This is a genomic window from Chryseobacterium angstadtii, assembly GCF_001045465.1.
Classification (GTDB): Bacteria; Bacteroidota; Bacteroidia; order Flavobacteriales; family Weeksellaceae; genus Chryseobacterium; species Chryseobacterium angstadtii.
Genome location: NZ_LFND01000006.1, coordinates 124871 through 137573, shown reverse-complemented (window position 1 = coordinate 137573; position 12703 = coordinate 124871). Strand labels below are relative to the sequence as shown.

The following is a 12703-nucleotide window of genomic DNA, read 5'->3' as shown; positions in this document are numbered from 1 at the left end:
ATTTTTTTTACAATTATTTTACAAAATTTTTTTTTGATTTTTACCTTATTATTATTCTGTTTTTTATTTATTAAGATTAATTTTTTTATTTAAATATTTGTGTTGCTATGTAAAACGTATTCATTATCCCAAATTGATCATTGTACAGATGAAAAAAACACATCTTTTATTCTTAAAATAAGATTTATCTTTGTGATTATGGGGCTATTTATTAAAAATTTCATGGTGTTAAGTTTTATGAATTTTTTGGTATTGAACTGTGCTGAATATAAAAGTGTTTCACAAATAAATCTACAAAAAGATCATCCTGAAAAAGTGGAATACAAGGAAATCAGAAGACTTAATCTTAATAATGATCTGAAGGAATATACAGTCATTACTTCTACAAAAGAAATGAAAGAGCTGTATATGAAGTTCAATGATTCAAAATATTCCAGATCTGCACCTATTCCTGTTTTGCAGAAAGGAGAATATTTTCTGATCCTGAAACCGGGTTTGAAAAAAATAAAATACGGAGATATTCAAATTGAAAAGATGGAAACAAACGGATCGGTACTGAATATTTTATACAAAGAAATCGAAAATTGGGAATATGCAGAAAAAGAACAGTCCCATCCTATATTGATACTGAAGGTTATTGGCGAACCTAAAGAAGTAAAATTAACCACAATCTAAATATATTAAAATGAAACAAAAATTATTATTTCTTACAGGTCTGGTACTCCTTTCGGGAAGTGCTGTTGCCCAGCAGAATACCTGGAGCAGGACCACTGAGAAAAATGTAAAAGACACAAGGGAGAGAAACGTAAGAACCTCAGATTATCAATTGGTCAGCTTGAATACAGATGAATTGAAGCACCAGCTTTCTTTGGCTCCTGACAGAAACAGTCTTTCTTTTAAAAAAGGCATTCTTGTAAAATTTCCCAATGCTCAGGGAACATTTGATACCTACGAAGTCTTTGAAGCTTCTACTATGCATCCGGATCTGCAGGCAAGATATTCTGATATCAAATCTTATGCAGGCCAGAAGGTAGGAGATCCTGCAACCAGTATCAGATTTACCTATGATCCGTATTTCGGACTTAATGCATCAGTAAGAGGGATAAAAGGGACCTATTATATAGATTCATATTCTAAGGATAACAGAATTTATATGGTATATGACAGGAAAAATGCCGTTTCACAAAGCCGTTTCGATTGTCTGTTTAAAGGAAACTCACCTTTAATTGATGTTGGAAATACACATACTAAAACTGTTATAGACGGTTTAATGAGGAGATACAGACTGGCTATAAGTACCAGCACAGAATATACCGCTTATACTGCCCAACAGGCTGGGGTAGGCACAGGAACAGATGCCCAGAAAAAAGCTGCTGTACTGGCTGCTGTTAATTTAGCCGTAACACGCCTTAATCAGGTTTTTGAAAATGAGATTTCCGTGTCTTTACAACTTATTGCGAATACGGATCAGTTATTTTTCACATCCACAGACACTTTTGATGCATTGGATGCGGATCAGATGATTGATGAGAATATTGTTGTAACCAATAACGCAATTGGTGCTAATAATTATGATATAGGACACCTGTTTTTCCAGGCTACTCAGGGAAATGATAATGGTTTGGCTTACACCCCTTCAGTGTGCGAAAATGATTATAAAGCAGGAGGTGTTACAGGATCGGCAGTACCTGTAGGAGATCCTTTTGTGATTGATTATGTTGCTCATGAAATGGGGCACCAGTTTGGAGCTAATCATACTCAAAATAATGGCTGTAACAGAAATGACGGAACCTCAGTAGAGCCGGGAAGTGCCAGCTCCATTATGGGCTACGCAGGGATCTGTGCCCCGAATGTACAAAACAACAGTGACGCCTACTTCCATGCTGTAAGTATCCGCGAAATGTATACTACCATTACAGGAGGAGGAAACTGCTCGGTAAATACCGCAACAGAGAATAATGAACCGACAGCCAATGCAGGTCCGGACAGAACCATCCCGATGGGAACTCCATTTGCCTTAACCGGCGTAGGGTCAGATCCGGATGGGGATGCTATCACCTATAACTGGGAGCAGATAGACACCGGAGCAGCACAGATGCCTCCGAGACCTACCAATGCTGTTGGTCCGATGTTCAGGTCGATGTGGGCTACAACTTCTCCTACGAGATATTTTCCAAGACTTTCAACCATTATAGAAGGGTACAATTCTACAATTAATACAGCTACAAACTACAGAGCATGGGAGAAGCTTTCTACTGTGGCAAGAAATTTAAATTTCTCTTTACTGGTAAGAGATAATAAACCTGTAGGCGGGCAGACAGGCCGTGATGATATCCAGCTTACGGTATCTACAGCTGCCGGACCATTCACGGTAAGTTCTCAGAATGCCGCGGGAGTAGTTTGGAATGTAGGAAGCTCTCAGACCATTACATGGAATGTAGCCAATACCAATGTAGCTCCTGTAAATACGGCTAATGTGATGATTCTCCTTTCTACGGATGGAGGAGTGACATTCCCGCATACGCTTGTTGCAAGCACACCAAACAACGGTTCTTATACATTCAATGTTCCGGGAGGTTTGGGAACCAGCTCAACTTCAAGGATTATGGTAAAAGCAGTGGATAATGTATTTTTAAATGTAAATACCACCAACTTTACGGTCAATTCTACACTGGGTGTAAGTGAAGCGGAAAAGGCGGAGGCAGGAATAAAAATTTATCCGAACCCTTCAAAAGGAATTTTTACCATCGAAACAGAATCAGGAAATGGTATTTCTTACACAGTCTTTGCAATGGACGGAAAATTAGTAAATGCCAGAAAAGATCTTAAAGGAGGTAAAACCCGGGAAGAAGTTAATTTATCTCACGTTCCTTCGGGAGGATATATCGTCCAGGTAGATAAAGATGGTCAGAAAATTTCCAAAAAACTGATTATTAAAAAATAACAGATCATTGGATTGCAAAAATAAACCGTTCAATGTCATGTTGAATGGTTTATTTTAATTGAAATTGTAAGTGTATTTATAAAGAGATACGGATAGGCAGCTGCTTTTGTTTTTAATTTATTAGTTATTTTTAAACGATTGTATAATTTTAACAATTAATTATTGTATTTTTGGGTTAATTTAACAGTTATTTGATAATTTCTTTAAAAACATTTATAATTTTCATTTTGAATATTTACATTTGTGTATTAATATTTTAGTGATGAAAAGAGTATTGATCTTTCTGTTGCTTTTGATTGGATTTTGGGGTGGTTTAAGCTGTACAAATGTTTCTGCTTCAAAAACCGGTGTTAAAGCAGAATCATTAACGAGTGAAAACCATAATGATGTCAAGTTTTCAGAAGTACGAAGACTGAATAGAAATATACCATTAAAAGAATATACCATTTTACGGTCTTTTGAGGAAACCTTAAAATTATACCGTTTAATGGAAGATAAGAGATTTTCCCGGTCAGCACCAATCCCTACATTGGCTGAAGGTGAGTTTCTGATTGTATTGAAGCCCAAATTGAAAATACAGCCTTACGGAGATATTGAAATAGAGAAGATAGAAGAAGACAAATCTGTATTATATGTTTATTATAAAGAAATTAATAACGAAGAATATATATCGAACAAAGAAAAGGATCCTATAGTGATTCTTAAGATAGAAGGAAAAATTCCTTCAAGTGTTAAGCTAATAACCTCTTAATTAAAAAAAATAAATAGATGAAGAAAAAATTACTGGTTTTGGGAACCTTATTCATGTTTTCAGCAGTAGGGTTTGCTCAAAAAAATTATTGGAAAAAGTCTGACTCAAAGATCAACAGTGAAATTCGTGAGAATAATGTAAAGATTACAGATTTCACTTTGTTTAAACTCAATGTCAGTGAGATTCAAAATCAACTTAAAAATTTGCCGGACAGTGACATGCATTTGTCTCAAAAAGGAGTATTGTTGAATTTTCCAAACCTTGAAGGAGGCTTTGATACCTACGAGGTTTTTGAATCATCAACGATGCATCCCGACCTTCAGAAAAGATATTCCGAGGTCCGCTCTTATACTGGTTTCAAAAAAGGGGACCAATCGGCAGTTTTAAAGTTTACCATAGATCCTTATTTTGGATTTAATGGGATGATCAGAAATAATCAGGGAATTTATTATATCGATTCCTATACAAAAGATAATAACGTTTATAAACTTTACGACAGAAAAAATGCATCATCTCCTAATCAGTTTGAATGTCTTTTTAATGAAGATAATAAACTGGATGCATCTGCTTTAAATGCTCAGAAAACAGTTATAGACGGATTGCTTAGAAAGTACAGGCTGGCTATTACAACAACAGTAGAATACACAGCTTATATTGCAGGCCAGGCCGGTGTAGGTACAGGAACGGATGCTCAGAAAAAAGCGGCTGTTCTTGCGGCTGTTAACTTAGCTGTCACAAGATTAAATGAAGTTTTTGAAAAAGATATTTCAGTAAGACTGCAGCTTATTGCGAATACAGATTCTTTATTCTTTATCGCTACAGATACTTTTAATACCCTGGATGCCGGGCAGATGCTCAATGAAAATATCACGGTTACCAATAATGTTATTGGTGCTGCCAACTACGATATCGGACACTTATTCTTTCAGGCCAATGCAGGAAATGATAACGGTTTAGCAGCTACTCCTTCCATTTGTGGAAATAGCAAAGCAGGCGGAGTTACAGGTTCTGCAATTCCGGTAGGGGATCCTTTTGTCATAGACTATGTAGCCCATGAAATGGGACATCAGTTTGGAGCAAACCATACACAGAATAATGGCTGTAACAGAAACAACCCTACATCGGTAGAGCCGGGAAGTGCCAGCTCTATTATGGGATACGCAGGTATCTGTGCTCCCAATGTGCAACCTCATAGTGACGCTTATTTTCATGCAGTAAGTATTGCAGAAATGTATTTTAGATTGACTACGGGTGCCACCTCAAACTGCGGTGTTAAAACGCCCACTACAAATGGAGAGCCTGTTGCCAATGCAGGGGTGGATAGAAGCATACCGAAGAGTACACCGTTTATGCTAACAGCAACTGCATCGGACCCGGATAATGATGCTCTTACCTATACCTGGGAACAAACTGATTTTGGAGCAGCGACTATGCCGCCTCAACCGACCAATGCAGTGGGACCTCTTTTCAGGTCTGTAATGCCTACAGCGTCACCTTCAAGATACTTTCCTAGACTTTCTACCATTGTTTCCGGCTATGACCCTGCCATTGCAGCTCCTACAGATGTGAGAGCATGGGAAAAGCTTTCCTCCAGAGGAAGAGATCTTAATTTTTCAGTTCTTGTAAGAGATAATAATGCTCAGGGAGGCCAGACAGGGCGTGATGACGTGAAGCTTACCGTTATAGATACTGCGGGACCTTTTGTGGTTACTTCACAAAATACAGCAGGAACTGTTTGGACTGAAGGTCAGTCATATGCAATTAAATGGGATGTTGCCAATACAACGGCTGCTCCTATAAGCACACCTAATGTAACTATTCTGTTGTCCAAAGACGGAGGTCTTACTTTTCCAACAGTTTTGGTGGCAAGCACTCCTAACAACGGTACTTATAATTATACTGTTCCAGGTGGTCTTGGAACGGTTACGAACAATGCCAGAATTATGGTAAAAGCTGTGGATAATGTATTTTTAAATGTCAATTCACAGAATTTTACAATCAATTCATCAGTGGTAGTCAATCCTGGAACAAATCCAGGGAATCCGACAGTCCCTACAAGAATTTACCAGGGGCTGATGATATATCCTGTACCTTCCAATGATGGTTATGTTTATATTAAAGCAGATTTCCCTAGACAGGTTCCATTGCGTCCTTATGTTATTTCTTACGAAATATTTTCAATGGATGGAAAACTGATTGTTCCTAAAAAGACCAAATATATATTTGACGAAATTCTGGAGCGGATTAACTTAACACATTTACCTACTGAATCCTATATGATTCATGTTACTGTAGATGGAGAAAAAATTGTCAAGAAATTAATGATGATACCTAAATAGATCATCAAACAGATTTAATAAAAAAAACCGTTCATAGGAACGGTTTTTTTTATTTTAATAGAGATTATTATTAATCATTTTTGAATTCACTGATGAAATGCAGCTTCACATTAGGGAATTTTTCCTGGGTCATATGAATCGTAAATGAAGAATCGGCTAAAAATACCAACTGATTGTATTTGTCTCTTGCCAGGAATCTTTGCTTAAGTCTTGCAAACTCTTTGAATTCTTCAGATCTTTCATCGGCTTCCACCCAGCATGCTTTGTGCATAGAAAGAGGTTCATAGGTACATTTGGCACCATATTCATGTTCCAGACGGTACTGAATTACTTCATACTGAAGCGCTCCAACGGTTCCGATGATCTTTCTGTTGTTCATTTCCAGAGTAAATAACTGGGCTACTCCTTCATCCATCAGCTGATCGATACCTTTAGCAAGCTGCTTCGCTTTAAGCGGATCGTTGTTGTTGATATAACGGAAGTGCTCCGGAGAGAAACTTGGAATTCCTTTAAAACTAAGCTTTTCACCTCCTGTTAATGTATCTCCGATTCTGAAACTTCCGGTGTCATGAAGACCCACAATGTCTCCCGGGAAACTTTCGTCTACAACTTCCTTTTTATCTGCAAAGAACGCATTCGGGGAAGAGAATTTCATTTTCTTGCCTTCTCTTACCAATAGATAATTTTCATTTCTTTTAAATGTTCCTGAAACAATTTTCACGAAAGCAAGACGGTCTCTGTGCTTCGGATCCATATTCGCATGGATTTTGAAAACGAACCCTGTGAAAGTACTTTCCTCAGGCTTTACAAGACGTGTATCACTTTCTTTAGGCTGAGGCATCGGGGCAATTTCAATAAAAGCATCCAGTAATTCACGTACTCCGAAATTATTCAAAGCCGAACCAAAGAATACAGGCTGCAAATCACCGGACATATAATCTTCACGGCTGAATTCAGGATATACGGACTGTACCAGCTCCAGTTCATCTCTAAGATTCTGAGCTGCTTTCCCTCCGATTACTTCATCAATCGAAGGATCGTTGATGTCATCAAACTTAATAGTTTCACCTACCTTTTGCTTCTTTTCCTCAAGAAACAGCTGGATATTATTCTCCCAGATATTATAAATTCCCTGGAAATCACTTCCCATACCAATAGGAATGGATAGCGGAACGACTCTTAATCCTAATTTCTGCTCTACCTCATCCAAAAGATCAAAAGCATCCTTACCTTCACGGTCAAGCTTATTAATGAAAACAAGCATAGGAATGTTTCTCATTCTGCAGACTTTTACCAGTTTTTCGGTCTGCTCCTCAACCCCTTTTGCCACGTCTATCACAACAATTACGGAGTCTACAGCCGTTAAGGTTCTGTAGGTGTCTTCAGCAAAATCCTTGTGACCTGGCGTATCCAGGATGTTGATTTTGTGATCTTTATATTCAAAAGCCAATACGGAAGTAGCTACAGAGATCCCTCTCTGTCTTTCAATTTCCATAAAGTCGGAGGTAGCTCCTTTTTTTATTTTGTTCGACTTTACTGCACCGGCTTCCTGAATAGCCCCTCCGAAAAGCAGTAACTTTTCAGTAAGCGTAGTTTTTCCGGCATCCGGGTGGGAAATAATCCCGAAAGTCTTTCTTTTTTGTATTTCTTTGATTAAGTCTGACATAGTGTATTTTGAAGTTGCAAAAATCGGGATTTTTTACGAGGTTTCAAATAATTTAGGTGAATAAATAGTTGGGGTGCGAGTTGCGGGTTGGAGAGTAGTAGAGTTTGAGTGTTTCGAGGTGCGAGTTTGAGGGTTTGAGTTGCGGGGTGCGGTATACGAGATTCTGAGGATTGTTTTAATCTTTGTTTTGAGTTTTGGTTTTAGGCTGGAATGATATAATGAATGGTGAATTTTGCTTTGCATGTTAAAGGTGAATGATAAAACTAATTATTATGGCTAATAGTAATCAAGATTGGCGGCTGAGGCACTCGAAGCTACCAGTACAAGATTATAAAGCCATCAGACAGAAGAAATACAGAACTCCGGTGGCTTCGACCAGTCTGTATTCTCCACTCAACATCCTCAACTTTTTTCACAAAAAAACAAATCACTCTCTCCAACTCGAAACTCTCCAACCCGTACCCCACAACTCGAAACCCGCCCCCGCCCAACAATTTCCTTTTTTAGTTGCCCGCCGTATTCAAAAAAATTATCTTTGTTTTTATTAAAATGTACAGAGAAAAGTATGGAAAATAGTAAGTATCCTAAGTTTACGTTTACATGGATGGGAGGTCTTGTCCTGATCGCAGGATTATTCATAGGGACAATCGCTGTTTCCTTTTTCGGTAGTTTCTGGAAAATTGTTTTCAGAGAAAATCTTGAACTTAGAGACTGGTTTTTAATGCTTACGAATGCGGCCGGATTTCTTACAGCTATTGCTTTTTTTGATTTTTTTATTGTGAGGCCATCAACCGGGGAAAAACTAAATTTCAATTTTTCTCCTACCAATTTATCTACCTATCTCCTGATATTTCCTATGATGATCGGGATGATGCTGATCTCAGAATTTGTCACATCACTTATTCCTATTACGGGACCGTTCTGGGGAAAATATTACGATTACTTCTCAGAACTTATGGAGAAATTGACCTTTGAACCTGTTACAATGATCATCATGACGGTGATTATGGCACCCATTTTTGAAGAAATTATTTTTAGAGGAATTATTCAGAAAGGGCTCATCAATAAAGGAGTAGATCCTAAAAGAGCTATTTTTTATGCATCTCTCATCTTCGGGCTGGTTCATGGAAATCCATGGCAGTTTGTAGGAGCGGTTTTGCTGGGATGTGTGCTTGGACTGGTGTATTATAAAACAAAATCCCTTCTGTTACCGATGTTACTGCATGGATTTAACAATTTGTGTTCTTCGATGTTGGTGACCTATACCAAAAATGAAAGTTTTGCGGAAGTTTTCAAAATTTCAGAATGGATTATTCTTGCCATAGGAATTGTTCTTTTTTCCCTGTTTTACTATCTTTTTATGAAAAAGTATAAAGTACATTATGCGGAAATTTAAAATAAAAAAGAGAATAAGAATTGTTTCAGGAATTTTCGCCCTGATTTCCATAGTTTGTACCGTTTTATTCTTCTTTTTACAGCAGTCTGATTATATTGAACTTAAAACTTCGGAGAAGTCTGCATTAAAATTAAGCAAAGGAGATTACATACTTTATCTGGTGAATGATAATGCCAATGAAATTCAAAAAAGAAACTATTATTTTGAATTAAAAGATCTTAAAAACAATATCATCAGAAAATTTCCGGATACGGCTGTCCCTAAATTCATTTTTGAAGTGGAAACAGTTGGAAATAAAATATATACCTCATATGCGAATTTTGCTGTTGATGAAACAGGAGATTATATTCTGCAGACCTATCCGAAAAATGGAAACATCATAGAAATGGCAATAAAGGAAGATAGAGATAATTCCACGCAGCTGATTTTGTTTTATTACCTGTCAGTTGCTTGTATTGGAATTTCAATTCTTACTTTTGCAGTCAGTTTTTTTATAAAAAAATAATGGTAATGGAATTATTAGTAGCAACACACAACCACCACAAAAAAGAAGAAATTCAGCAGATTTTGGGCAATGATTTTACTGTAAAAAGCCTTACAGACTATCATATTCATGAAGAAATCGTAGAAGACGGAGACTCTTTTAATGCCAATGCCTTAATTAAAGCAAAATACTGTTTTGAAAAAACCGGAATTCCGAGCTTAGGAGACGACAGCGGTATTGCGATTGAAGCGTTGGACGGCAGACCCGGGATTTTTTCTGCACGCTATGCAGGCGATCACGATTTTGCTAAAAACATGGAGAAAGTTTTAGGTGAACTGGACGGTGAAGAAAACAGAAAAGCCTATTTCATTACAGTTTTGTGCTATTATGACGAAAACGGAGCCCGCTATTTCGAAGGAAGGGTTCACGGAAATATACTTACAGAAAATAAAGGACATAAAGGGTTTGGATATGACCCTATCTTCGTTCCGGAAGGATATGAGATGACTTTTGCAGAAATGAATCCTGAGGATAAAAACAGAATCAGTCATCGTAAGCAGGCATTGGACCTGTTCCTGGATTTCCTGAAAGTAAAAGATTAATTCCAATCGCAAAAGGTTTTAACCTTAATACAAATAGGGAATGTTTTCAGAAAGTATATCGGTGAAAACCTTTTGTGATGGCAGATATTCTATGCGTTTCAGCATTTAAACTTAGATCTGAAATATATGTTTAGATTTTCTGTCGTACATTTGTTATAATAAACTATTGATTTGAGTACTTATTTAACGATATTAGGTTTTAATTCAGCTATTCCGACGATCAATTCCTCACCCACAGCCCAGTTGCTGGAAATGGAAGAGAGACATTTCTTAATTGATTGTGGAGAAGGAACGCAGGTACAGCTGAGAAAAGCAAAAGCAAGATTTTCAAAGATCAATCATATCTTTATTTCGCATCTTCATGGCGATCATTGTTTTGGTTTGCCAGGTCTTATTGCCTCTTTCCGTCTGCTTGGAAGAGATATTCCGCTGCATGTTTATGGTCCTAAAGGAATCAAGAAAATGCTGGAAACCATTTTTCAGATTACGGAAACACACCGCGGTTTTGAAGTCGTTTATCATGAGCTGGATAAAGACTATTCGGAAAAAATTTATGAAGACAGCAGGGTAGAAGTGTATACCATTCCTTTGGATCACAGAATATATTGCAACGGTTATCTTTTTAAAGAAAAACCAAAAGACAGGCACCTGAATATGAAGGAAATTGCCAAGTACAAAGAAATAGAAAGCTGTGATTATCACAATATAAAAGCAGGAAAAGATGTTGTGCTCAGCGATGGCTACGTCCTGAAAAATGAAATTCTTACACTGGATCCTGTACCTCCCGTATCTTATGCCTTCTGCAGTGATACCCGGTATCTTGAAAGTGTTCTTCCTATCATTAAAAACGTAACGGTTCTCTACCATGAATCTACTTTTCTCCATGATCTGAAAGAAATGGCAGATTATACGGGACATTCTACTGCTATGGAAGCTGCCATGATCGCCCGGAAAGCGGAAGTCGGAAAACTGATTCTGGGGCATTTTTCCAACAGATATGCCGATCTCACCGTGTTTACAGATGAAGCCAGAGAAGTTTTTCCCAATACCTTCCTTCCCAAAGCTTTGGAAAGTGTAAAAATTTAAAACCTGTATGCTTAATTTTGAAGAACTGAAAAGCTTTCTGAACGAAAAAGCAGATCAGTACAACAATCCCGATTTTATTGCAGATGATCCGATTCAGATTCCGCATCGTTTTTCCTTAAAACAGGATGTTGAAATTGCCGGTTTTCTGGCAGCCACCATTTCCTGGGGAAACAGAAAATCAATCGTTAAATCTGCAGAAAAAATGCTCAATATCATGGGCAACTCTCCCTATGATTTTGTCCTGAACCATTCTGACAAAGATCTGGATGTTCTTCAGGATAAAAGTATACACCGGACTTTTAACGGCCAGGATTTTGCTTACTTTATCAGGCAGTTCAATAAAATTTATAAAGAGAATGAAAGTCTTGAAAATTTATTCATGATAAAAGATCAGGAAACTAATTTTTTTCATGCTATTGAAAGATTCAGAAGCGGTTTTCTGGAAACGGAAAAACACAGGAGTCATAAACATGTAAGCTCACCTTATAAAAACTCCTCTTCCAAAAGAATTATTATGTTCCTTCGTTGGATGGTCCGGAAAGACAAACATGGAGTAGATTTTGGAATTTGGGAAAATATAGATCAGAAATACCTTTCAATTCCGTTAGATGTACATACGGGAAATATTTCCAGGCAGCTCGGTTTGCTTTCACGAACTCAGAATGACTGGAAAACAGTGGAAGAACTGGATATTGCCGTGAGAAAATTTGATGAAAAAGATCCCGCCAGATATGATTTCGCTCTGTTTGGGCTGGGAGTGACCAAAGAACTCTTATAAAAAACATAGGAAAGGATGAAAAAAGAAAAAGAAAATACAGAAATTTTAGAGAAAATTGCAAACGGTATCACATGGTGGGTGGGCTCTATCCCTTCACTAATTGTTCATACCTTATTCTTCATCACCTCATTTCTTTTGCCGATGCTCAATCTTGTTGCGTTCGACAAAATGCTTCTGATTCTTACCACTGTTGTTTCTCTGGAAGCAATATATCTGGCCATTTTCATTCAGATGTCTGTGAATAAGAGCCACGAGAAAATTGAAGATATTCAGGAAGATATTGAAGAGATCAGCGAGGATATTGAAGATATTCAGGAAGATATAGAAGAAATCAGCGAGGATATTGAAGAGATCAGCGAAGATATTGAGGAGATCAACGAAGATATTGAAGACATTCAGGAAGATATTGAAGAGATCAATGAAGAAGAAGATGATGAAGACCACAACGAAAGAGCTAAAAATGTAATTCTGAAAAGCAACGTAAGCTCCAATAAAAATGAAATTAAAGCACTGAAAGATATCATCAGCCAGCTTCAGAATGAAATTGATCAGCTGAAAAAATAGCAGCCGGATGATCCATAATAATTATAGAAATCAGACCTTACAAATTGTACAGGTCTGATTTTTTTTAAGCGTTTTTATAAGCTTGAAATTTAA

11 protein-coding genes are annotated in these 12703 nt (G+C 37.2%); 10 read left to right on the top strand and 1 reads right to left on the bottom strand.

Going from position 1 to position 12703, the window contains the following annotated elements:
• The first annotated feature begins 237 nt into the window (after positions 1–237).
• The 4 genes from ACM46_RS17320 to ACM46_RS17305 all read left to right on the top strand — a co-directional run bounded on the left by ACM46_RS17320 (position 238) and on the right by ACM46_RS17305 (position 6034).
• Positions 238–675: a hypothetical protein gene (locus tag ACM46_RS17320; RefSeq protein ID WP_131707619.1), complete on the top strand. Its 438-nt coding sequence runs from the start codon at positions 238–240 to the stop codon at positions 673–675.
• A 10-nt stretch (positions 676–685) separates the two neighbouring features.
• On the top strand, positions 686–2944 hold the full coding sequence (locus ACM46_RS17315; protein WP_048507952.1) for a reprolysin-like metallopeptidase: 2259 nt from the start codon (positions 686–688) through the stop codon (positions 2942–2944).
• Between the two features lie 262 nt (positions 2945–3206).
• Complete coding sequence (locus ACM46_RS17310) at positions 3207–3695, top strand: hypothetical protein (protein ID WP_048507951.1); 489 nt, start codon at positions 3207–3209, stop codon at positions 3693–3695.
• A gap of 17 nt (positions 3696–3712) precedes the next feature.
• Positions 3713–6034 (top strand): reprolysin-like metallopeptidase, encoded by a 2322-nt coding sequence (locus tag ACM46_RS17305; RefSeq protein ID WP_048507950.1) that lies wholly within the window; start codon positions 3713–3715, stop codon positions 6032–6034.
• A 70-nt stretch (positions 6035–6104) separates the two neighbouring features.
• Here ACM46_RS17305 and ACM46_RS17300 read toward each other — a convergent pair whose 3' ends face one another.
• Positions 6105–7700 carry a peptide chain release factor 3 gene (locus ACM46_RS17300; protein WP_048507949.1) on the bottom strand — a complete coding sequence of 532 codons (1596 nt, stop codon included), beginning with the start codon at positions 7698–7700 and terminating at the stop codon, positions 6105–6107.
• Positions 7701–8265: 565 nt separating this feature from the next.
• Between ACM46_RS17300 and ACM46_RS17290 the strand changes: the two genes are divergently transcribed.
• From ACM46_RS17290 to ACM46_RS17265, 6 genes are all read left to right on the top strand, one after another.
• On the top strand, positions 8266–9096 hold the full coding sequence (locus tag ACM46_RS17290) for a CPBP family intramembrane glutamic endopeptidase (protein ID WP_053082723.1): 831 nt from the start codon (positions 8266–8268) through the stop codon (positions 9094–9096).
• On the top strand, positions 9083–9601 hold the full coding sequence (locus tag ACM46_RS17285) for a hypothetical protein (RefSeq protein WP_048507947.1): 519 nt from the start codon (positions 9083–9085) through the stop codon (positions 9599–9601). The genes ACM46_RS17290 and ACM46_RS17285 overlap by 14 nt, the downstream gene beginning before the upstream one ends.
• Complete coding sequence (rdgB, locus tag ACM46_RS17280) at positions 9601–10182, top strand: RdgB/HAM1 family non-canonical purine NTP pyrophosphatase (protein WP_048507946.1); 582 nt, start codon at positions 9601–9603, stop codon at positions 10180–10182. Before ACM46_RS17285 ends, rdgB begins: the two co-directional genes overlap by 1 nt.
• 171 nt (positions 10183–10353) lie before the next feature.
• Positions 10354–11268 carry a ribonuclease Z gene (locus ACM46_RS17275; protein ID WP_048507945.1) on the top strand — a complete coding sequence of 305 codons (915 nt, stop codon included), beginning with the start codon at positions 10354–10356 and terminating at the stop codon, positions 11266–11268.
• Positions 11269–11275: 7 nt separating this feature from the next.
• The gene (locus ACM46_RS17270) at positions 11276–12046 is read left to right on the top strand and encodes a TIGR02757 family protein (protein WP_048507944.1); all 771 of its coding nucleotides are present in this window, start codon (positions 11276–11278) and stop codon (positions 12044–12046) included.
• Positions 12047–12061: 15 nt separating this feature from the next.
• Positions 12062–12610 carry a DUF1003 domain-containing protein gene (locus tag ACM46_RS17265; RefSeq protein ID WP_048507943.1) on the top strand — a complete coding sequence of 183 codons (549 nt, stop codon included), beginning with the start codon at positions 12062–12064 and terminating at the stop codon, positions 12608–12610.
• The last annotated feature ends 93 nt before the right edge of the window (positions 12611–12703 follow it).

Coding starts and splice junctions, on each gene's coding strand:
- ACM46_RS17270 (WP_048507944.1), top strand. CDS start 11,276: ATGCTTAATTTTGAAGAACTGAAAAGCTTTCTGAACGAAAAAGCAGAT.
- ACM46_RS17300 (WP_048507949.1), bottom strand. CDS start 7,700: ATGTCAGACTTAATCAAAGAAATACAAAAAAGAAAGACTTTCGGGATT.
- ACM46_RS17320 (WP_131707619.1), top strand. CDS start 238: ATGAATTTTTTGGTATTGAACTGTGCTGAATATAAAAGTGTTTCACAA.
- ACM46_RS17265 (WP_048507943.1), top strand. CDS start 12,062: ATGAAAAAAGAAAAAGAAAATACAGAAATTTTAGAGAAAATTGCAAAC.
- ACM46_RS17290 (WP_053082723.1), top strand. CDS start 8,266: ATGGAAAATAGTAAGTATCCTAAGTTTACGTTTACATGGATGGGAGGT.
- ACM46_RS17305 (WP_048507950.1), top strand. CDS start 3,713: ATGAAGAAAAAATTACTGGTTTTGGGAACCTTATTCATGTTTTCAGCA.
- rdgB (WP_048507946.1), top strand. CDS start 9,601: ATGGTAATGGAATTATTAGTAGCAACACACAACCACCACAAAAAAGAA.
- ACM46_RS17315 (WP_048507952.1), top strand. CDS start 686: ATGAAACAAAAATTATTATTTCTTACAGGTCTGGTACTCCTTTCGGGA.
- ACM46_RS17310 (WP_048507951.1), top strand. CDS start 3,207: ATGAAAAGAGTATTGATCTTTCTGTTGCTTTTGATTGGATTTTGGGGT.
- ACM46_RS17285 (WP_048507947.1), top strand. CDS start 9,083: ATGCGGAAATTTAAAATAAAAAAGAGAATAAGAATTGTTTCAGGAATT.